The organism is Halolamina sediminis (assembly GCF_001282785.1).
Classification (GTDB): Archaea; Halobacteriota; Halobacteria; order Halobacteriales; family Haloferacaceae; genus Halolamina; species Halolamina sediminis.
Genome location: NZ_CVUA01000001.1, coordinates 2,514,802 through 2,535,155, shown reverse-complemented (window position 1 = coordinate 2,535,155; position 20,354 = coordinate 2,514,802). Strand labels below are relative to the sequence as shown.

Annotated in this window: 20 protein-coding genes; 8 read left to right on the top strand and 12 right to left on the bottom strand. The window is 53.1% G+C overall.

Annotated elements, in window-relative coordinates; all coding sequences use genetic code 11:
• The first annotated feature begins 74 nt into the window (after positions 1–74).
• The gene (locus BN1959_RS12725) at positions 75–755 is read left to right on the top strand and encodes a nucleotidyltransferase domain-containing protein (protein ID WP_053949002.1); all 681 of its coding nucleotides are present in this window, start codon (positions 75–77) and stop codon (positions 753–755) included.
• Positions 748–1,260 carry a hypothetical protein gene (locus BN1959_RS12720; RefSeq protein WP_053949001.1) on the top strand — a complete coding sequence of 171 codons (513 nt, stop codon included), beginning with the start codon at positions 748–750 and terminating at the stop codon, positions 1,258–1,260. Before BN1959_RS12725 ends, BN1959_RS12720 begins: the two co-directional genes overlap by 8 nt.
• Before the next feature lie 24 nt (positions 1,261–1,284).
• Here the strand turns inward: BN1959_RS12720 and BN1959_RS14845 are convergent, their stop codons facing one another.
• From BN1959_RS14845 to BN1959_RS12700, 4 genes are all read right to left on the bottom strand, one after another.
• Positions 1,285–1,713 (bottom strand): hypothetical protein, encoded by a 429-nt coding sequence (locus tag BN1959_RS14845; protein WP_053949000.1) that lies wholly within the window; start codon positions 1,711–1,713, stop codon positions 1,285–1,287.
• Between the two features lie 52 nt (positions 1,714–1,765).
• Positions 1,766–3,163, bottom strand: a complete 1,398-nt coding sequence (locus BN1959_RS12710; protein ID WP_053948999.1) for a DUF4330 domain-containing protein — start codon at positions 3,161–3,163, stop codon at positions 1,766–1,768.
• A gap of 292 nt (positions 3,164–3,455) precedes the next feature.
• Positions 3,456–3,860, bottom strand: coding sequence for a PIN domain-containing protein (locus tag BN1959_RS12705; protein ID WP_053948998.1), 405 nt, complete (start codon positions 3,858–3,860; stop codon positions 3,456–3,458).
• A complete protein-coding gene (locus tag BN1959_RS12700; protein WP_053948997.1) occupies positions 3,847–4,128 on the bottom strand; it encodes an antitoxin VapB family protein in 282 nt (93 codons plus the stop codon). The genes BN1959_RS12705 and BN1959_RS12700 overlap by 14 nt, the downstream gene beginning before the upstream one ends.
• Before the next feature lie 367 nt (positions 4,129–4,495).
• Here BN1959_RS12700 and BN1959_RS12695 point away from each other — a divergent pair, with 367 nt between their 5' ends.
• Complete coding sequence (locus BN1959_RS12695; protein WP_053948996.1) at positions 4,496–5,356, top strand: TrmB family transcriptional regulator; 861 nt, start codon at positions 4,496–4,498, stop codon at positions 5,354–5,356.
• Positions 5,357–5,370: 14 nt separating this feature from the next.
• On the opposite strand, the gene BN1959_RS12690 is transcribed toward BN1959_RS12695, so the two are convergent.
• From BN1959_RS12690 to BN1959_RS12680, 3 genes are read right to left on the bottom strand one after another with little or no spacing between them, the layout of a single operon-like run.
• Positions 5,371–6,375, bottom strand: coding sequence for an NAD-dependent epimerase/dehydratase family protein (locus BN1959_RS12690; protein WP_053948995.1), 1,005 nt, complete (start codon positions 6,373–6,375; stop codon positions 5,371–5,373).
• Positions 6,372–7,337 (bottom strand): NAD-dependent epimerase/dehydratase family protein, encoded by a 966-nt coding sequence (locus BN1959_RS12685; protein WP_053948994.1) that lies wholly within the window; start codon positions 7,335–7,337, stop codon positions 6,372–6,374. Before BN1959_RS12685 ends, BN1959_RS12690 begins: the two co-directional genes overlap by 4 nt.
• Before the next feature lie 51 nt (positions 7,338–7,388).
• Entirely contained in the window at positions 7,389–8,600 is a 1,212-nt protein-coding gene (locus BN1959_RS12680) for an NAD-dependent epimerase/dehydratase family protein (RefSeq protein WP_053948993.1), read from the bottom strand.
• A gap of 309 nt (positions 8,601–8,909) precedes the next feature.
• On the opposite strand from BN1959_RS12680, the gene BN1959_RS14525 reads away from it, so the two are divergent.
• From BN1959_RS14525 to BN1959_RS12675, 5 genes are all read left to right on the top strand, one after another.
• On the top strand, positions 8,910–9,959 hold the full coding sequence (locus tag BN1959_RS14525; RefSeq protein WP_079978692.1) for a glycosyltransferase family 4 protein: 1,050 nt from the start codon (positions 8,910–8,912) through the stop codon (positions 9,957–9,959).
• 219 nt (positions 9,960–10,178) lie between these two features.
• A complete protein-coding gene (locus BN1959_RS14520) occupies positions 10,179–11,204 on the top strand; it encodes a glycosyltransferase family 4 protein (RefSeq protein WP_079978691.1) in 1,026 nt (341 codons plus the stop codon).
• A 143-nt stretch (positions 11,205–11,347) separates the two neighbouring features.
• Entirely contained in the window at positions 11,348–12,037 is a 690-nt protein-coding gene (locus BN1959_RS14840; protein ID WP_161803751.1) for a methyltransferase domain-containing protein, read from the top strand.
• Between the two features lie 29 nt (positions 12,038–12,066).
• The gene (locus BN1959_RS14515; protein ID WP_079978690.1) at positions 12,067–12,855 is read left to right on the top strand and encodes a polysaccharide deacetylase family protein; all 789 of its coding nucleotides are present in this window, start codon (positions 12,067–12,069) and stop codon (positions 12,853–12,855) included.
• Between the two features lie 330 nt (positions 12,856–13,185).
• On the top strand, positions 13,186–14,670 hold the full coding sequence (locus BN1959_RS12675; RefSeq protein WP_053948992.1) for a flippase: 1,485 nt from the start codon (positions 13,186–13,188) through the stop codon (positions 14,668–14,670).
• A 55-nt stretch (positions 14,671–14,725) separates the two neighbouring features.
• Here BN1959_RS12675 and BN1959_RS14510 read toward each other — a convergent pair whose 3' ends face one another.
• The 5 genes from BN1959_RS14510 to BN1959_RS14495 form a co-directional block, all read right to left on the bottom strand.
• Positions 14,726–15,520 carry a formyltransferase family protein gene (locus BN1959_RS14510; protein WP_079978689.1) on the bottom strand — a complete coding sequence of 265 codons (795 nt, stop codon included), beginning with the start codon at positions 15,518–15,520 and terminating at the stop codon, positions 14,726–14,728.
• 185 nt (positions 15,521–15,705) lie between these two features.
• Entirely contained in the window at positions 15,706–16,830 is a 1,125-nt protein-coding gene (locus BN1959_RS14505) for a glycosyltransferase family 4 protein (RefSeq protein ID WP_079978688.1), read from the bottom strand.
• Positions 16,831–16,899: 69 nt separating this feature from the next.
• Complete coding sequence (locus tag BN1959_RS14835) at positions 16,900–17,793, bottom strand: hypothetical protein (RefSeq protein WP_154018282.1); 894 nt, start codon at positions 17,791–17,793, stop codon at positions 16,900–16,902.
• Between the two features lie 87 nt (positions 17,794–17,880).
• Positions 17,881–18,969, bottom strand: a complete 1,089-nt coding sequence (locus tag BN1959_RS14500; protein WP_079978687.1) for a glycosyltransferase — start codon at positions 18,967–18,969, stop codon at positions 17,881–17,883.
• Entirely contained in the window at positions 18,966–20,090 is a 1,125-nt protein-coding gene (locus tag BN1959_RS14495; protein ID WP_161803750.1) for an O-antigen ligase family protein, read from the bottom strand. The genes BN1959_RS14500 and BN1959_RS14495 overlap by 4 nt, the downstream gene beginning before the upstream one ends.
• Positions 20,091–20,354: the final 264 nt, after the last annotated feature.

Below are 20,354 nucleotides of genomic sequence, written 5' to 3'. Positions count from 1 at the left end.
ACCGTGCGTGTAGTGAATGTACAGAGCCTAGCACGCCCCAAGATTATTGTCTCGTTAGACGGAACGTGTACCGTATGACGAGACAAGAAGGCGGGCCCAACGAAACGGAGCAAGCAACCGTCGGGTTGCCGATCCCGGCTCCGGAGCCTAGCCTGTTCCGTCACACGGCTACCGACGATCTTCTCCAACTGCTGGTCGACAATCCCTACGAACAGTTCACGATCCGGGAGCTGAGTCGACTCACTGATAACGCGGCTCAGTCCGTGAAGCGGGCGGTCGACGTCCTCGAAGCCAACGGCGTCGTCGTCGCCGAGAGCGAGGGCAACCGCCGGCTCATCGGGATCAACCGAACTCGGGTGACGAAACCCGACGATCCCGTCCTTCGCATCCCGCAACCGGAGTTCCATCGCCCCGTTCGTGGGGCACTCGAACGAATCCGCGAGGGGTTGGGTGAGATTCAGGGCGTCCTCGTCTTCGGCAGCGTCGCCAGCGGGCAGGCCGACCGCCAGAGCGACATCGACCTCTGGGTGCTTGCTGACGACCGCGCCGACCAGCATCGCGCCAACGAACTCGCCAAAGAACTTGGACAGGAACGGTTCGACGGCGATCGTTACGAGTTCCAGATCCTCGTCGAGACGCCGGAGTCCGCTCGCAGCCACGCCGAGAACCTCGAAGACGTGTTCGTCGGCGCGATCACGCTGATGGACAGCGACACCCTTCGAGGCCTGAAGCACGAGGTGCTGAGCAATGCCTGACGAGCCCGACGATCTCGGTGACGCCATTGATCGGGCCGAGGATGCGTTCGCTGGGCAACTCGGCCGGCCGGACTACGAGGCGGGGCTCGATCCGAACGAACACGACGCCGACGTGATCCAGCTCCGGAAAGCGTGCCGGCTGCTCGACGCGTGTCGCCTCCTCCGCGAGCACGATGGCTACCACACGAGCGTCATCGAGATGTCCTTCGCGGCTATCGAGCGCACGTTCGAGTTCTACGCGCTCACTGCCTCGAACGACACGATCGACGACTTCCGCGAGGGACACGACCGTGCCTATGACCGCGGTGCAGAACTGAACCTCGTTTCGGAAGCGACGGCACGACGACTGAAGCAACTGTACCGCGACAATCGCGCCGCCGCGTACTACCGAGACACGGTGGCGGCTGCCCAGCAAGCCGAAGCGATGTTTGCTCTCGCGGTCGCCACCCACGACCACGTCACGGGGTTCGCACGGCTTTCGCACGAGTGCCTGTGCGGGCGCTGAGCACGACTGTCGGAGATATCTGGCTTATTGCTGCTCGTCGTCGGGCTCGCGTTTCCGCTCCCGTTCGTCGTCTGCGGGCGGCTCCGGCGGTTCGAGCAGCGCGATCAGGAGTTCGCCGACACGGGTCTCGGCAGCGCGTTCGCCGAGGGAGACAACGGCGTCGACGCCGCGTTTGAGCGTCGACGCGCGGTACCACGGTGCCGTCTTCTCGATCGCCCAGTCGAGGAGTTTGATGAACGGGCCGACCGTCCAAGTCTCGCGGAGGTCGATGACGATGACCTCCGGTTCAGGCTCGGCGGTCAGCCACCGGTAGAGCCAAGAGTTGCGGACGAACGTCGCCGTTCGGTCGCTAACCGCCTTTGCAGCGCCGACGACGCTGGAGTTGTCGATCACGCGGTTGACTCGCTCGAGCTGTGACGCGAGCGAGTCAGGGAGCCGCGAGTTCTTGGACATCTACGTTGAGAGTTCGGCAGGAGGAGTATGTCGGTTTCGGTACTGGAAGTCGTTAGCCGCCGACGCTGACGACCGTCGCCCGGACGGTGATCGTTCCGAGGTCGATGACGACTTCCGAGCCCTGTCGGATCGACTCGCCCTTGAACGTGAGCCCGGACGTCGTCTGGCGGACGCGGAGGTCGGCCGTGATCGTCACTTTTCGGTTGTACGGGTGGTCGACGACGTTGACGCTCCCGTCGTCCCCGGTGGTGACGATGAGCGAGGGTTCAGTCTCCACGCCGGTGATCTCGGCGATCGCCTCCCCGCCCGAGCGCTCGGCCATGCCCGGCAGGATGGCGTCGGCCATCACGTCGCGCACCTCGTACATCTGGAGCGTGACCGTGCGTTCGGTGACGGTGCCGCGCGGTTCGAGCGCGTCGAGGCGTTCGATCGCCCCGCCGAGTTCGTAGTTCCCGAAGTCGGCGGTGATCGCGTTGCCGCGCTGGATGGGCGTGCCGCCGAACCGCTCGCGCTCGCCGTGGGTCAGCGTCGACAGCGAGAGGCCGACGGCGACGCGTTTCCGGTCGGGGTTCCGCGTGGCGTAGGTGGTGACTGACTCGACTGTCGCCGTCTCGTAGCCGGCGACGGAGGACACGTCACCCTCGCGGATGCGCTCGGCGGTCTCCACGTCGACGACATCCTCGATCAGCACGTCGGCGCTGCCGCGTTCGAGACCAGTGCCGACGCGGTCGATCCGGCCGTTGAACGTGTACTCGTCAGCCGGGAGGGTGACCGTCTGCCCGCGTTGGACCGGCGCCCCGCCGAAGCGGCGTTCGCCGAGCTGGTGATGGGTGGTGAGGTTCGCCTCGACGATCACGCGCCGCTGGGTCGGATTGTTGGTCGCGTAGGCGGCGACGTCCTCCACGGTGGCGACGGTGCGGCCGGCGAGCCGGATCTGGTCGCCCTGGGTCACCTCGTCGGCGTTGGCGGCCGACATGGTGTCGCTGAGGACCACGGTCGTCTGTTCGGTCGTGAGGGAGTCGTTCCCGCCGACCGCGCGGATGCGGCCGCTGACCTGGTAGGTGCTCGTGGCGATGTCGAGCGCGCGCCCGAGGCGCGGGGGCGCGTCCGCGTAGTCGATGCTCTCGCCGCTTGCGAGGCCGCGGAGTTGCGCGCGGACGATGACTTGTGTCTGGTCGCCCTGCGGGGTGAGGTAGACGTCGGTGATCGTGAGCCGACTCTCCCCGCCAGCGTTGTGGGTGTCGCCCTCGTTGATGGCCGAGACGAGGTAGTCCGGCTGCGTGCCGAGGTCGAGGGTGACGTGGGTCGTGCCGACGTCCGGTTCTTCGGGGCCGGGTTGGAGGACGAACGCCGCGCCCGCGGCGACGACGGCGAGCACGAGCAGGACGACAAGGGCGTCGACGACGTTGACGACGCCGAAGAGGTTGCCGTCGTCGTCAAGGAGTTCCATAGAGTCGATCACCGGGCATGTTGGGCTTGAGTGGTCTGCAGAGCGGGAAAATGGTTCCGGAAGGGACGAGCGTCAGTCGTTGCGGTAGTAGGGGTTGGTTCGTTCGAGCTTATCTGTTAACTCCCCCACCGTACTCGCTCACGCTGGTTCGAGACGCCTCCGGCGTTTCATCATCACGAGGCGTGTCGCGTCTCTTGAACGGCCTCGCCGTTCGCTCCGTTGAGTGGTTTCGCGTGGACTCCCTTCCATTCGGTCACGTGCGACTCGTGAGAGCGGTCGCGGATCCTCGCGCTCACCGATACGTATCGACGGGGACGCCGTCGAACAGTGCGAAATCACGCGTGTTTTCGGTAACTACCGACGCGTTTCGCTCCTTGGCGACGGCGGCGATGAGGAGATCCCCCGCGAGCGCGTTGATCCGGTCTTCGTTGATGTCCGACTGCTGTCGAAGGTTCGCTTCCAGTTCGGCGGCGACGAAGGCGTGTTCGGCGTCAAACGGGACGAGTGTTACCCAGTCGAACGTGGTCAGAATCTCCGCCCGATCGAGTTTCCCCTGAAGTCGACGCCCGACCGCGATCTCTTTGAGGTTGAGCGTCGTCGTAAGAAACTCCTCGTCCTCGTGGCTCTCGAGGTAGTCGGCCGCGTCGTCCACGCCGCCCCAGTAGTGGATCAGGAACGTCGTATCAAGCAGTTTCATCCGTCTCCTCGTCGACGTTCGCGAGCGCATCGAGCGCGCACTGCTGGCGGTCTCCCAATCCTTGGCTCGTCCGGTCGCGAGACTCGGCGACCGCGTCTTCGAGCGCTTCCATCTCTCCCGTGGAGAGCGTGCCGAACCCCTCACGCCAGTCCGTGGTGGTCTCCTCGAGCAGGCGCTCGACGAGGTCGGTGAAGCTCTCGCTCTCTCGCTTGCGCGCTTTCAGCCGCTCGTAGGCGTCCTCCCGGAGGCCGATGGTCTTCGTCCCCATACGTTGTGTTTGTGTGTACAAACACAAATATTTGTTCCGGTGGAGGACCGATTCAGCCGGCACTATGCGTTCGAAACTCACCTGTCGCGGTAGTAGGGGAAGGTTCGTTTCAGGCCTTCCCGGAAGTCGAATTGAGTGATTTCGCTTACTCAGTCGTCGTTCTCGCGACGCTTCTCGCTCAGATGTTCCCAAATTTCGGTACAGCCTGCGCCATCTTCGACATCACTGAGGTGTTCGTCATCGCGTTCTTCATAGTTACTCATCTTGTGAGTAACTCTGTTCGAGGCTCGTATTAATCTATCGGTGATACGAGGTGCGCAGCGTGAGGAGTGGCGTTTTATTCGTGTACGCATCTGAAGGGGAGACAATGAGTGAAGATTCATCCGCGCTACTGTCGGCCCTCAACCTCACGGAGTACGAAGAACAGGCGCTCGAATCGCTTCTTATGCTGGGGCAGACAACCGCCCCGGACTTGTCAGAGGCGACCGGAATTCCGAAGGCACGTGTCTATGGTGTCCTTGACTCGCTAGCCGATAACGGGTATGTCAAAGTGATTCCTGGAAGGCCAAAACAATACCAACCGAAACCACCTGCGGAGATCCTCGACCGGGCAATCGAGTCGCGCCGGCAGGAGTTCGAATCGTATCGTCACGAACTTGAAGACATTCGGGAGGACTTCGTGGAGACGTTCCAGCCGCTATATGAATCTGCCAGCGAGGAAGTTACGCCCACGGAGGAGCTGTTCTACGTCGTTGATGTCGGCGAGCCTAGCGAGGAAGAGACGCGCCAGCTCTACCGGACTGCCGACAATCAGATCGACATCATCACGAAGAGCTTCGAGTATTTCGAAACGGTCGAGCCGACGTTGGTTGCAGCGCTCGAAGACGGATGTGATGTACGGATTCTATTCTTACATCCACAACATCTGTCTCCGGATAACCGAGATATCCAGCAGGAGATTGTCGAGTATATCAACGAGTCCTATCCGGCAGTAGAGACACGGTTCAGTGAGGGACTACTGCCGTGGCGGGGAACGATTATCGACCCGAGTATGGATTACGAATCGGGGGCGGCGATCATGCTCGTCGAGGAGAAGGATATCCCATTACACAAGCGCCAAGCGGCAGTTACGGAGAACGGATCGTTTGTCGCCGGACTCGAACGGTATTTCGAACTGCTGTGGACGTACGAGAGCGCTAGTTCGTATTCGTTTGAGGAGGATACCTAAGGGAACAGCGCGAATTATTCGTCGGAAGTACTGTCTTGAATGAGTGCCCGAATAGTTTCCTCAACGGTGTGCTTTGGCTCCCATCCGAGCTCGGACTCTGCCTGAGACGTGTCGACAGGGAATTCTGACACAAGCGTCTCATCGTCGCCACGCGGATTATCGACGAGTTCGACGGGAACGTGTTCCTCCCGCTCCTCGGCGGTGATGGCTTGGACAAGTTCAGCAACGGCCTGAACGCTGGGATCTTCATCGGACGCGATCTCAAACTTCTTGACTCCCGTTTCACCGTTATCGAGTTCTTCAAGGAGCTGTTCGGTACTACGGACGTAGGCCCGTGCGACATCGTCGACGTGGACGTAGTTTCGTGACTGCGTCCCCGGCTTGTAGACCGTGAGTGGGTCCCCATTGATCGCCCTACCGACGAAATAGTTGATTACGGTGCCCTTCGAGACTTCTTGGCCGTCGATTTCGTGTTCCCCGTAAAGGTTCGACTTGAGATAGAGATGAGCGGGGAACGCGTCCTCGGCGAGCCCTTCGATAGCGCGTTCTCCGAGCAGTTTCGTTCGGCCGTACCAGTTGAACGGGTCTCGTGGATCGTCGACCGTGATCGGGAAGCGCTCTGGATCCCCGAGGACGGCCATACTGAAGGGGAACACGAGCGCGGCGCCGGTCTTTCGACAGAACCACGCGACGTTGTTCGTGCCAGTGACGTTGACCTCGTAAGCGAGGTCCTGGTTTTGCTCGCAGTCGTCGACGCCGCTGATCGCAGCGAGGTGGAGAACGACGTCAGGGCCATCGAGTGCGGTCTCTAGTTCGCTGCGGTTCCGGATATCGACATGTTCGACGTCGACTTCGCCGATGCTGCGGATCTCCCCCAGATAGAAATTGTCGAGAGCAACGTACTCCCATTCCGGGTGACGGTCTGTGAGCAGTTTGACGACGCGACTCCCAATGTAGCCGGCGGCGCCCGTAATCGCGATTCGTGGCACTTGGTCAGTGTCGGTGTCGAACGAGGTCATGAATTGGTGATTTTCGATGGGGTGGTGAACTGATCAGCAAGCTCTCGGACGCCGGCCCGAAGTGAGTGTTCGAGTTCGAACCCTGTCTCGTTGAGCCGATCGAAGTTCACGTGGTAGGAGGGGCCGGGGTGTTCGTCCCGAAGATATGTGATTTCGAGGTCGTTGTTGACCTCATCTTGCACGACTTCGGCGATTTCTTTCACACGGTAGTTCTGATCGTCGGCGCCAACGTTGTACACGTCCTGTGGCCAGGCATCCGGGTTGAGGGCGGCGTGCTTGTATGCCCGTGCCGCGTCCGTGACGTGGATGAACGGTCGCCAGTTCTTGCCGTCCCCGTAGACGGTAAGCGGCCGATCCGTAAGTGCGCAGAACACGAAGTGGTTGACGACGAGGTTGAAACGAACACCGGGTGAGTAGCCGTAGTTCGTACTCATGCGAAGAGCGGTCGTGTCGAAGTCGTACTCCTCGGTTGCTTCAAGGACCCGCGTTTCGGCATCGTGTTTCGCTTCCGCGTACGGGTTCAACGGGTCGGGATCGGTGGTCTCATCGATTTCGGTGGTCGATGCACGCCCGTAGAGGTTACACGACGAGGCGAAGACGATGTTGTCGACGCCGAGTTTTCCGGCAGCACGAACGACGTTTTCGGTGCCATCGTAGTTGACGGCGAACGTCTCCTCACGCCGGTCGTGTGTACTGTCGGCACCCGTGATCGCAGCGAGGTGGATGACCGTGTCGACGTTCCGCATCGCGTTCTCGACGTCACCGTACTCGCGAACGTCACCACGCTGAAAATCGAGCCGATCACTGACACCAAGACCTGTGCCCGTGAGGTTTCGCGGGCTGCCCGCAGAGAGGTTGTCGAGGATCGTCACGGACTCGACCGTGTCTTGGCTCTCCGCAAGTAGTTGTGGGAGTAGCGCACTGCCGATATACCCACAACCGCCAGTCACTAGGAGACGCATATCACCGTCAAATGGGAGCCTCAGGGTAAAGGGTTCGAAAACCGAGTTTCGTTACTGAGCGGAAGGAGCGGCGTCGTCCTCCTCCTCTTCGAGACGATCTTCGAGGACGCCCGGGAGGAAGCGATCCTCGTGGGCTTCGATGACGTCGGCGTGATCTGTCAGCGTCGCGAAGACGTCCTGGATGCCATCCTCGAAGGTTTGAGACTGGCCGTCGATGAGGCTGGCGTAGCGGTCGTTCTCGATCTCCATCTTGTGGGTTTCGTCCTCGTCGCGGGGGTTCTCGAAGTGTTCGACGGCAACGTCGAGACCGTAGTCGTCGCCGACGTCGGCGATCGTGTTCGCGATCTCGACGATACTGATCGCGCGCGTGACCTGGTTGTAGACGACGTGGTCGCCCGGCCGGTCTTCGGGATCGTCGAGTGCGAGCTGGGCGAGCCCTTCGACGGCGTCTTCGAGACTGATGAACGGTTTGCGCTGTTCGCCCTTGCCGTAGACGGTGACGGGGTAGCCGGCGACGGCTTGAGCAGCGAATCGGTGGGCGACGGTACCGAAGTAGTAGTCGAAGTCGAACCGCGTGTTCAGGCGGTCGTCGGCGCGCGTCTCCTCCGTCTGCGTGCCGTAGACGATGGCGGTGCGGACGTCGCTGACGGGGATGTCGAACTGCTGGTGGGCGAGGCGCATATTCGCCGCGTCGTGGCTCTTGGTGAGGTGGTACCACGACCCCGCCATCGCGGGGAAGGGAACGTCGTCACGTTCGCCTTGGTTCTCCATAGTGGCGCCGCCCTCGGGGATGGGAAACTCGGGCGCGCCGTAGACCCCCGTGGTGGTGGTCTCGATGAAGTGGGTGTCCGTAAGGTCGTGTTCCTCGAGCCCCCAGAGGAGGTTACGCGTCGCCTGGAGGTTGTTGTGCTGGGTGTAGTTCGCGCGCTCGCCGTTGATCTGAGAGTACGGCGCCGAGGGTTGGGCGGCCGTGTGGACGACCGTGTCTGGTTCGTGGACGGCGAGGAGTTCGTCGACGAAGTCCTTGTTTGTGAGGTCGCCCTCCACGAACGAGAGGTTCGTGAGGCCGTGCGTCTCTTCGGCGGCGTCGAGGCGCGCCTCGATCGGCTGGACGGGGGTTGCGGATTTGGAGCCGATCTCGTCGACCCATTCGCGGCGTGCGAAGTTGTCGACGAGGAGCACGCGGTCGTCAGTTTGTTTGGCGATTCGGAGCGACGTGGGCCAGCCGATGTAGCCGTCGGCGCCGGTTATGAGGATCGTCATGGTTACTCAAGTAGTGAGTAACTGGCTTTGAGTAAATAAGTATGGGATTGTGGTGGAAGTTCAAGAGAGTATTATTTATTTGCAGAAGAGTGGGGGCGAGTTTTGAAAACCACAGAGAAACTTCAGGGAAGATCTAATACCAATATTGAATACTTTAGCAGACTATGGGCCTTGGGCCGGGTTGGATGTGAGACACCATCCTACAATTGTTACTTCCCGGTGTTTCGATACCTTACTAAAGATTCCAACACCCATCCCAGATGGCCTATCCCGGAATACTTAATCCACCGACTTTCGAATTCAAGTTGTATGGCCGAACGGGCACTATTCCTCACGCCGATATTTGAACCGTACGTTGGAGGAGCCGCCGTTCATTTTGATCAGTTGACACGAGGACTTATTGAAAATGAGACAATTAGCTTCTTTATCCTAATATCCGCGTACTCCCCAGAAGCACCAATCTATGAACCACGTCAAAACGGAATAATTCTCCGGGTTTTGTTTTCACCGAATAGTATCCATCGTGGCTGGTCGAAGCCAAAGATCATCGCAAACTACCTTATAGCAACTATTTTTTCTTTAGCTTCTATATTTTTATTCAATACTTCAATTATGCATACTCATACAAGAAACTATTTTTCTTGGGCAGTACGGGTAGCAAAGGCGGCAGGGGTAAGTGTGGTTGTCGACGGCCGTGACCTAGGGGCACCATCTTTTCCTGCGACAGGTGACGTTTTCGTCGCTATTTCCGACAACATCTACAATAAGGCCGACGACCGAGACGAGCGCCTCATCCGAATTCCGGTCGGAATTAATCCGAAAACCCTCTCAGTGAACTGTCAGGACGTGTCAACCCCGGCGGAGCCGTACTTCCTATTTGTTGGCGACATCACTGAGCGGAAGGGAGTTCCAGAATTGCTAGACGCATATGAGTCAGATCCTCGAGGCCGAAAACTTGTTTTGATAGGGGAACGCGTTAATGCAGATATAGATATTGAACGGCTTGATACGATCAGCTATCTAGGTCCACAGCCCCATAAGGAAGTCCTCTGTTATATTCGTGCTGCTGATATCGTCTTCCTCCCATCGAAGGAAGAGGGACTTCCTCGAGTGGTCCTCGAATCGGTGTTTCACGAAACACCAGTTGTCTGTCCACCCATCGTTCCGGAATTCCACCAACACCTTCCCGAGATGACGCTATCGGCCATCGATGCTAGTGAAATTCAGAATACGATAGACCGAATCCTCGACGAAGGTCTTGAACCGGACGAGTTCCCCATTAAAGAGCATTATGTATCAAACGTCGTCGATGAGTATTCATCACTATACAAATCCCTTTCTAGCCCCCCCGATACTTGACGAATCCCTCCAAACTACTGAGGGACTCGACGCGTGAATACCTGGCTGCTTTTATACTAACTGGCCCAATTTCTGATCGTGAAAGTGGCCATAGTCCGCGGACCGTTTCTCCGACCGAGTGGAGTCCGTCCTTGGGAGTATCTCCATGAGAATAGCCCTGAATTCGAGATTACAGCGTTTGCCAGCGATCCATCTCGGTTCGACACATCTTCTCTCGATATGCCTGTAGAGTCGCTCCCATGGTATGACGGGAAGCTATCTGCTCTCGGCCACGAACATTTCATTTATGACGCGTTTTGTAAGTTCAAACTCCCACGAGCCGTTCTTGGTGGTATTAAAGACCTTACTAATAAATACGATATCATCCATACGAGCGAAAATTTTAATCTATTCTCGGCACAGGCAGCCAGAGCATGTACCAACTCCGACACTGACTTTGTTTTCACTGCTGGCGAGAACATTCCATTTTATCCCCACAGCGTCCCGACGAGCTTTCATAAGTCATATGTGAACCAGCGAGCAGACGGGGCAACTGCGACGACGATACAGGGAAAGCGAGCGCTCATCCATGAGGGAGTACCTCACTCGGACATCAAGGTCGTACCGAACGCCTTAGACACCACCGAATTTGAACCGGATCCGACCACGGCAGCCGAAGTTGGATTACCAGAGATTTGTGATGAAGACTTCACATTCTTATTTGTACACCGGCTCTGTGAACAGAAGGGAACTCCGTATCTCGTTGAGGCATTTGAGCGGTTTCAGCGTGAGGCCTCCGAAGGGTCACTAATCCTCGTTGGTTCGGATTCTCTTGATAATGATAATATTCGCCAACGCATTCGAGATAACCCAGATATATATCATATAGAATATGTACCTTATGATGAGATTTCCGCTCTATATAATTTCTCTGATGTCTTTGTTCTCCCGAGCGTGACTGTCTGGTACAACGAAGAGCAGTTTGGAATGGCGCTTATCGAGGCGATGGCCTGTGGAACACCGTCAGTCGTTACGGATGTCGGCGGACTCCCACACGTTGCACAACATGGTGAAACTAGCCTCGTGGTCGATGAACGGTCTGTAAGTGCACTATACGAAGCGTTTTCTCGTCTGTATGAGGATGAGGAATTTAGAAGTGAACTCGCACGGGCATCACGTGAATTGGTTACGGAGAACTATGCGATTGATGTCGTAGCCGACCAGCTTCGTGACTTCTATGTGGACCATGTGGATGGGTGTAATTAATGAGCGTCTTACGGAAGACGGGGTCTGAAATCCTCCAACAGATCGAGCGAGCAAGAAGCACACTGGATACGTTCGTACATAGCCTTCGAAACCACGCCTTGCTTTCTCCAACGGTCATTCACGACTGCCCTATCTGTGATACCATGACTGCACGACTTCTCCGGTATCCACCGTTCGATACCCCTGGTAGGCAACTCCCAAGGCACATTAAGTATGAGTGCAAGGAGTGTAACCACGTGTCAGCTGAGTGGTTCCCAGATACCGATAAGTTGGGAGTACTCTACGAAGATTGTTATCCAAGCAAATCAGATTCGCCGAACCCTCGGATCCATTCTGAGGTTGAAATCATCAACCGTATCGTTAACCGTCTTGGTGACGGGGTTAACGTCCTTGATTTTTCATGCGGAGATAACTATCCGATACTCCAGAAGGATCTTGATGTTTCACTGCGTGCCTGCGACGTTCGAACCGGATACCCGTATGATGGTGACCGCTTTTTCAAATTTAACCCGGACTCGGAACCAGAGCAAACATTTCAAGCGATATTTTCAGTTGATGCGCTTGAACACGTTTCAGAACTTGAATCCACGTGGAGATACTTTAATCGTGCACTCACTATGGGAGGCCTCATGGCACACAGTTTTCCTACTGCGACAGCGTATCCTAAGGGTCATCACTTTTACCAGATACCATTTCATGCAAACCTATTCTCTGAAGAGTCGCTTGATCGGTGGGCAGAAAAGATGGGGTTCGCCTACACAGGGTCGGATCCACTCCCGAGCTCAGACGTAGGGTCGGTCCACTGGTTTAAAAAGGTAGGTGAGATCAAGTGATATTTCTCACAGGTGACGTGCATCAAGATATGGGGACCGATGAACAGGATCATCTTCCAGGGGATGAGCTTGATGCAGCGGTTCGCTATGCATCAATCCTTGAAGAGAATAATCTCGTTGGAACACTTTTTGTTACTGGACGGGCGATAAGAGATTACCCACAGAAAGCTAGACAATTAGCGAGGAACGAACACCTGGAAATTGGGGGACATACATGGTCTGCATTCAGGCCTAACTGGCTATACGACATAGGACAATATATTTCGGGGAGTCCATACGGACAAAAATATATTCAAAAAAGAGACATTTCTCGCACATTACAGTATTTGACATCTGATTTGGGTGTGACTCCCCGAAGTTGGCGAACCCACGCTTACCGTTCAGATGCAACAACGCGGAAATTGCTAGCCCAATCCTCTGTAGATGTGATTTCGGACCTTGTTGAACCCTCAGCACAGGTTCATAAATCTTCTATCTCAGATATTATTGAACTCCCTATTAGCACACTTCCCGATCATGAACACCTCATTCACGGTAATCGGACCCGAGAGGATGTAGATAAGTTAATAGAGAATGGATGGACGGACCCGTATACCTCAGAATCATATGAAATATCCGAATGGTGTAACATCATTCGCGACCAAATCATGAAGCGGGTCGATGCAGGCCGTACTGCAACGGTCTTAGCGCATCCGGTCTGTATGTCCGTTGCAGACGATTTTGAAGGGTTTACTTCTCTCTGTGAGTGGATCGCTGATCAAGATTATGAAACCGACTTTTGTAGAAATGCACCCAAGTATATTGATTATGATTATTAGTATCAAAATACAAATTAAACCACCTTGCCGACCACAATACTCGGTTATAGATAATGATGAGGGGCTGCTGGTCAGCTAATAGAGACGTTCAGTGTAACCGGCAATCTGATGGTAGACAGCTGAGTAGCGCGGCTAGTCTGATCCGAACAAACGACTGCGGAAACTTGTGACAGTAGTGGCCGACAACAGTGCGACGTTGAATTACAATCGTGAGACAAGAAGAAAGGCGTAATGAGGAGAAGGTTACTCTATTAAACGGCGGGAATCCGAGTGCCAACCAGCGGCCGATAGTCTAATGTCTAAACTTAGACCAACTCCACTTCCGACACGATGACCACCAATCAACAGTCGCTATTGACGACAATCCTCGGTGGTGCGGCGCTCGTGTTTGCCGGGACAGTCGTTTCAAAGGTCTCGGGATTCGCCGTTAAGTCTGTCCTCGCACACCAGTACGGTCCTGACGGTTTCGGGACACTGATGTTGGCGTACTCTACTGTCACGACAGTACTGTTTATCGGGAAACTCGGGTTTCCGACTGCACTTGCCCGTTACCTTCCGCAAACAGAAGATTGGGGCGAGCGGCGTAACTACATCGCCACGTCGATTGTAATTACACTGGCAGCCAGTGGGATGCTCAGCGGTACATTCTGGCTGGCGGCCGATAGAATCGCAACCGACATTTTTAACGACTCCTCTTTGAGTCCCTTTATCCGCGTTTTCGCCGTCGCCATCCCGTTTCTGGCACTAATTAATGTCATCTCAGGCGTGTACCGCGGAATGGTAAATGCTCGTTCGCGGACATTAATACAGGACGTACTCAAGCCACTGCTGAGACTGTCTCTAACAGGAGTCGTAGTCCTTAGCGGACTCCCCTTGCTGTGGGTGGCGAACGCGTGGCTCGCCACGTTTGTCGTAACTGCACTCGCTGCTATGCTGCTGTTGTACTCCGTAGAGCCGCGTGTCGTGGGATCACTCTCGCAGATCTCGCGAGTCAAGTATTTCAAATTCGCGTTCCCGTTGATGGTGACATCGGCGATGGGGACACTACTGGGCAACACAGACACGTTGCTCGTTGGGGGCCTATTGGGTACAGAGGCAGTCGGTATCTACGACGTGGCGTTCGCGCTAGGCGCACTGATTATTGCCATATACACAGCTTTTGGTTTCCTTTTCCTACCAGTATTCTCGGAACTCGCCAGCGAGGGTGATACCGACCAAATGAACCAAGTGTACAGTACAATCACAAAGTGGATGACTCTCCTCGTCGCGCCAGTATACCTGACCTTAGTCGGCCTTGCACCAACGGTCCTTGACGTGATGTTCGGACCAGAATTCATAGCGGGTCGCGTGGCGCTCGTCATCCTCCTCACAGGAATGTATCTCCGGACTGCAACTGGTCTCGGCGGACAAGCACTAACTGCAATCGGAAAGCCCAACGCCGTGATGGTTGGGAACATCGTCGGTGTCGTCGTTAATATTGTTCTCAACCTTATACTGATTCCAGCGTTCGGGCTAATCGGAGCTGCACTCGCGACGGCGACCGTCTCGGCCGGACTTGATGCTTCCTACTTTTTCTATCTCAACAGACGGTTCGATATCGGTCTGAAGGCCCGTGAGACCGCAGTACCACTTTTCGTTGGTGCGGCGTTCAGTATACCGTTGGTGGTAGTAGTGCGGAGACTGTCCGTAGCAGGGTTACTAAAATTACCACTTGTTGGTATTATCACCACAGTCGGGTTCCTCACAGCATTTCTCTACTTTGGACTCACAGAGAGAGATATTCAAACCTACAAGCAACTGCGAAGCAATCAGTGACTAACCATACCTGAGAACATCATTAGGGTACCATACACTCACGAGTAATGAATATCTACCCCACTACTCTGGCCCGCAGATAGCGAGCTACCATTTTCCATACCAGGGCAATTTTAATCTTGATATCTACCCTCGAAGTACGGTAGTTCTCGCCGAGTTCGGACTCCGGAATCGTCTGGGGTGAAATTGAGGGATCTCGGATACGACTAATCGCTTTGGGATATAGATGTTTAGACTCTTCGTACGCTGCCTCCTTCACCTCACGTGGTGTTATTAGGTCCGAGATGTCCACTCGGCGTTCGTAGACAAGTTCTCCGCCATCTAGTTTTTCAGTCAGTCGCTGAACCGTGAGAGTTATTTCCTTTTCATCGTGGAGGATCTGCCAGAGCCCTGGATAGCTACCTCGATACTTTCGTATGTTCCCCCAGTGGACGCTCAAGACACCTTGTTCAGTTGCATCTAGGATATCCCCCGTTAATATACCGAAATGATTTTGGATTATGATGTCACATTCTGAATTTATTTTATCTAATACATCGCATGGTATCTCTAGCCTGTACTTACCAACTTTCTTTGGTTCAACCTCAACCAGCTCAGGTTTATTATCAAATTGATCTGGTGTAACAGGGGATTTCTCAGCTGAGTTCGAGAATACCTTTTTTTTAAACGTATGATACACGTACTTTCTTATCAGAGATTCGTACGGCTGTTCTCGAGGAGTATCGTCGTCTACACACTTCTTCCTAACTATAAGACGAACTGACACATCGTCTTCTTGATTAATCAACCGCTCTATTGACGAATGGAACCACCCAGAAGATTCAGCATCGACAAGCAGGCAAATGTCCATATGTGGTCTGTTCGTCTTTGGTACAAATGTATGTCGCCCGCAGAAGGGATTCTAATGACGCCGAAGTAATTTATATCGGTGGCTAAGCTGGCTGTTATCAATAGATGCTGGAAGTAACCTCAGTTGAGGTCATAGAAACCAAGTCAACCGTAATCATAACAATTCTGTACTAGAAGTGTCTCAGGTCATTCCGTACTCCTATAAGTCTGAATAGTCTCCTCCGCAATTCGATCCCAGTTGAAACGTTCCGACTGTTCAGTAGCTAACCCAGATTCCGCAAGGTCTTGGGCGAGTTCAGGAGATAATATGAGTTCTTCGAGCGCTTTTGCTAGATCAGAGGGGGTGCTTTCACCTATAATATAGCCATCCTCCCGATGTTCGACAACATCAGTGAAACACGGCAAAGGCGACGTAATGACCGCGTTCTCAAATGCGCGCGCCAGATGGACCGCGCCGCTGGTGGTTCCAGAGAGGTACGGCAATACGACTATGTCCGCGTGGTCAAAGTATGCTGGAAGCTCTTTGTCAGGAATATACCCTGTGTCGACGTACACGTTGGGGTCCGACTTGAGCCGATTCACGGTCTCTTTCGCATCGGGATTGACAGGACCGGCGATCCACGTCGTGAACGATGTTTCGACTTCGGTCAGCGCTTCAGCGAAGATGTCGATCCCCTTGTGTCGTTTCGGGCCGAAAAACAGGACAACCGGTTCGTCGTCGATGGGAAGTGGTGGCTTAGCCTCCGGGTCCAAGTGGTCTCGGAAGAAGAGATAGTTCCCGTGTGGGAGTACCGTCGTCGGCGTCGAAACGCCGTTGGATCGAAGGTCTTCCTGTACATCCTCGGAATGGACGATTAGATGGTTACACGACTGTAGGTGGCGGTATGCGATTCGTTGCTCCCAGTCGGAGACATCACGTAGCCGTTCGGCTGTTACCTCATGGACCGTTCGGACAATTCGTGCACCAGCGATCTTTCCCAGAAGTGTTAGTACATACGTGTGATATTGGTTCCGGAAAACAGTATTAAAGTGGATGACGTCCGGTCGAGACATAATGAGATATACGGCGAACTGTACATGGTAGGATAGGGTAAAAAGTAGATTTGCTGCGAAGGAGTTCTTCGTACTAGTTGCCAGCGGTCTTATCGAGTGAGCGCCAGGAAATTTGGCATCATCATCTTCTCGAATAAAGAAAGTGTCTACCGAAGCGTCATCAACTTTGGAGAGCCCTGCGAGAAGATTCTGTGCATAGTGATAGTGTCCCATCTTTACGCCGTTCGTAATATATGAGATTTGCATCAGTATTGCCATCTTATTGACTATACAGTTAAAGAGTGTTCGGTGACTATTTATGGTGATCTGTATTCTTCACACGTAACATTATTCTTGGATATACCCAAGATCGCGTAGGTTTTCACGGACTACATCCTCTTCGACAGAAATAGATTCCACAGGATTTTCCGCATACGTGTCTCGTCTGCTTCCGTTGAGCACAAGCCACGGAACTTCTCGAAGTTTCTTGGACAAGGCATATTCTTTGTGTCCATAAATCCTACCGAAGATACCTTTAAAATCGCCTAAGGACTCAGAATGGTCAGATGTTATCACTGTCTTCCCTTCGATAGTATCGAGGAGCTTTTCCACATGCTCAAGAACCAAGCAGAGATTTTCTGCGTACACCTCACGAATCTCATCCTTGGAAATATACCCGTGTTTATACGCATGAAGTAGATTTATTTGGTCAGTGGTTGCCTCAGGATCTTCGTTATCGTTTCTCGCGTATGTGAATCGGACGTCATACTCTTCAGTTACTCTCTGCCGCAGGTCGTTAGCAAACTCACCGAGATATGGTGCATGTGGTTGCATGAAATGGACGGCAAGACGCTTATTGGGATGTTTCTCGTAAGTTTTCAGAGCGACATCGAGCGTTGTTTCGGGTAGCCATCCCTTATGGTGGTCGTGAGATTCGGAAAATGTTTTCACTACCTTGTATATAGAATCGTCATCAATTGCGCGGACATTCGGGTTGCCTGTGACATAAACAGTATCGTAATAACGGTTTCCTTTGAAATTGTTAAAAAAGAACTCAGCGCTTGACGCTCCTAATGAAGTCCGATAGGATAATTCCCCGTTGAACGGATGATATTGTTGGAAGAAGCCGGGGCGGCAAGCATCTAGAATAATGAGATTGTCCCAGTCTTCTTCCATAAAATTATCACCATCATATAAATTTTGAACTAATAAGGTCCTGAGAGACTGGTTTAGTTCATCCACTAATAAACTAGGATTCCGAATTGCATTTATCAGATTTCTGGTATTATATCGACTCCGCCTCATAGCTCAAATCTTGATTACGACACCCTATAAGTATGACTCATCCTCGGCGGCTTCATTATATGCTCCAACTTCATCAAGCACATTAAGAAATTCTTCAACCAACCGTTCTTGCGAGTAGTTCTCCACAACACGTCTCCGGCTGGCGGTTCCATAGGCTGCTCTTCGCTCTGGATCTGTAGTTAAGTCAAGTAGGTGCTGAGTGAACGCATCTGTAGATGAAGGTTCTTCAAGATAGCCAGTTTCACCAGGTACGACAGACTCTGTAATACCGCCAACATTACTCGCGACGACAGGAAGCCCGGTAGCCATCGCTTCCACGACAGTAATACAAAGCCCCTCCCGAATTGATGGCTGAAAATAGATATCCAAGTTTTCCAAAAACTCGGGAACACTGTCAACGAACCCTTCTAAAGTGACGTTACTGAGCGAATTCTCTTGTATACGTCGTTGAAGTTCGTCACGTTGTGGGCCACGCCCCGCGATACGGAACTCAATTGGTTCCTGCTTCAGGTTGGCAGCAATATCAAGAACAGCGTGCATGTTTTTTTGCGAGGTTAACCGGCCAACTGTGCCAATTGTAACCCGTTCTTTCGGACGATGGGTGACTGGGGAGTACTCACTAGGATCTATACCCGCAATTGGAACACGGCGGATTTTCTCAGCTGCTACTCCAGACTTAATAGCGCCAGACTTTGCTGCATTCGAATCAGCTAATACAGCTGTATCGAGGGGGGATAAAAGACCGAATAATCGCTGCCTTGTAGCGGTTTTGAGATTCTCGTTATGTCGCCAACTTAAAATAATGGGGACCCGTCGAAGAGTACCGAAAATGCGCCCGATTTGTGTCGCGTGATAGAGCGACGTTACAAGAACATCAGTCTCAGAGATTTCGTTCCAGACTGTCCGCAAACGAGTGATCTCAAGTGGTGACTCGATATCAAGATCCACCACTCGTACGTTCTCGGGTAGTTGTTCGACAATCCTACCGCCTCGAGTTGCCAGAGCAACAACGGTAACATCGAATTGGTCCGGTGGTAGCCCGGATAGGAGGCGGGCCATCCCTCGTTCTGCACCACCGACACTGAGCGTATTAATCAAATAGGTAACGTTCATGGCACTAATTTAGAAGACTCCGTGGTTGATGATTGTGCATATCCTAAGATGACTGCTGATAGAACTGAGAAGGCACTAATTCCAAAAATGGAATTTCCCTCAAATACCTGAATTACCAGCACAGATACTACTATTGAGTATTCTATGAAGTTTTCGCAAGTGGTTGCCGTTCGGAACCGATTCAACAGTGGTTTGATATTTATATATATGTATGTGAGGCCGCCGGCTATCCCACTCGCAGCGAATATTCTTATGTAACTATTGTGTGGGCCATACCCCTGCAGTATACTGGTTCGAATATAGGGAATCATCGAATCAGGGACATTGCCAATACCCCATCCAATCAATGGTTTGGTGATCCATGCCTGATAAGCTGCGGTCCATAATTCTGATCGATGGGTAAGACTGATATTTTGGATTATTGATGGACCTGGAACGAGCTTGAATTTTATTGATAACCCGAGGATCGCACTAACACCACCAAGTATAGTAGCTATTAATAAATATTTCCTATTGGAAACTCTATATATGGCAAATAGTATCGTTGCGACAACTAGAGATAGGATAGCAGTTCTTGATTGAGTAAAGTATACACCAGCGGAATTGATAATGAAAATGACTTTGGGTAGGTTACCACCATATGAATAATATTCCCAAAGAGCAGCAAGTGCTCCGAAGACCGCAATAGCGCCGAATGGGTTTGGATTAGCAAAGAATGACGTTAACCCATGTAATGATACTGAGGTCCCTAGGAGGTACGACTGTCCGGAATACGACGGCACTGGGCCAAATGATCCACCGAAAATAGCCGGGAATCCGATAAGAACGAAGAGTGCTGTAGTCTGAGAAAGTGATTTGAAAAAAACACGACGGGGTATATTTGCAGGTAGAATAAAAAAGTTGAATAATATTGCTAAAGGGAAAACCACGATTCGGATAACCGACTCAACACTAGGAGACATAACCACGCTGATCGCAAGTGAGACTAACAGTATCATAACTCCAACCATAACACGAAAATCTCCGATTAGTGAAAGATTGGTAGTGGTGTATAAGAAAACACACAACAGAATATATCCGACGATCGCGGATAGATAGCCAATAACCTCTGGGACTCTCATTTGGGTCATGAATATTGAGACAATAAAGATATATAAGCAAATATTGGGTATGACTTTTTCGAAGCCAGTTGAACGAGCCGTTTTCGAATACCCACTCATTTACTGTTTAGTTAGATACCGACAACATATGGAGGTTCCGAACTACTAGAACGGACATGATCAATTTTATAGTAGTTCTTAATAAGAGTTTTAAGACTAGACTGTCCTCGTAGGAAGTAGATCGGATCCGGTGATTAATAGTCACTTCGTGATATACTGACTAGT

Coding starts and splice junctions, on each gene's coding strand:
- BN1959_RS12725 (WP_053949002.1), top strand. CDS start 75: ATGACGAGACAAGAAGGCGGGCCCAACGAAACGGAGCAAGCAACCGTC.
- BN1959_RS12720 (WP_053949001.1), top strand. CDS start 748: ATGCCTGACGAGCCCGACGATCTCGGTGACGCCATTGATCGGGCCGAG.
- BN1959_RS14845 (WP_053949000.1), bottom strand. CDS start 1,713: ATGTCCAAGAACTCGCGGCTCCCTGACTCGCTCGCGTCACAGCTCGAG.
- BN1959_RS12710 (WP_053948999.1), bottom strand. CDS start 3,163: ATGGAACTCCTTGACGACGACGGCAACCTCTTCGGCGTCGTCAACGTC.
- BN1959_RS12705 (WP_053948998.1), bottom strand. CDS start 3,860: ATGAAACTGCTTGATACGACGTTCCTGATCCACTACTGGGGCGGCGTG.
- BN1959_RS12700 (WP_053948997.1), bottom strand. CDS start 4,128: ATGGGGACGAAGACCATCGGCCTCCGGGAGGACGCCTACGAGCGGCTG.
- BN1959_RS12695 (WP_053948996.1), top strand. CDS start 4,496: ATGAGTGAAGATTCATCCGCGCTACTGTCGGCCCTCAACCTCACGGAG.
- BN1959_RS12690 (WP_053948995.1), bottom strand. CDS start 6,375: ATGACCTCGTTCGACACCGACACTGACCAAGTGCCACGAATCGCGATT.
- BN1959_RS12685 (WP_053948994.1), bottom strand. CDS start 7,337: ATGCGTCTCCTAGTGACTGGCGGTTGTGGGTATATCGGCAGTGCGCTA.
- BN1959_RS12680 (WP_053948993.1), bottom strand. CDS start 8,600: ATGACGATCCTCATAACCGGCGCCGACGGCTACATCGGCTGGCCCACG.
- BN1959_RS14525 (WP_079978692.1), top strand. CDS start 8,910: ATGGCCGAACGGGCACTATTCCTCACGCCGATATTTGAACCGTACGTT.
- BN1959_RS14520 (WP_079978691.1), top strand. CDS start 10,179: ATGCCTGTAGAGTCGCTCCCATGGTATGACGGGAAGCTATCTGCTCTC.
- BN1959_RS14840 (WP_161803751.1), top strand. CDS start 11,348: ATGACTGCACGACTTCTCCGGTATCCACCGTTCGATACCCCTGGTAGG.
- BN1959_RS14515 (WP_079978690.1), top strand. CDS start 12,067: ATGGGGACCGATGAACAGGATCATCTTCCAGGGGATGAGCTTGATGCA.
- BN1959_RS12675 (WP_053948992.1), top strand. CDS start 13,186: ATGACCACCAATCAACAGTCGCTATTGACGACAATCCTCGGTGGTGCG.
- BN1959_RS14510 (WP_079978689.1), bottom strand. CDS start 15,520: ATGGACATTTGCCTGCTTGTCGATGCTGAATCTTCTGGGTGGTTCCAT.
- BN1959_RS14505 (WP_079978688.1), bottom strand. CDS start 16,830: ATGGCAATACTGATGCAAATCTCATATATTACGAACGGCGTAAAGATG.
- BN1959_RS14500 (WP_079978687.1), bottom strand. CDS start 18,969: ATGAACGTTACCTATTTGATTAATACGCTCAGTGTCGGTGGTGCAGAA.
- BN1959_RS14495 (WP_161803750.1), bottom strand. CDS start 20,090: ATGAGAGTCCCAGAGGTTATTGGCTATCTATCCGCGATCGTCGGATAT.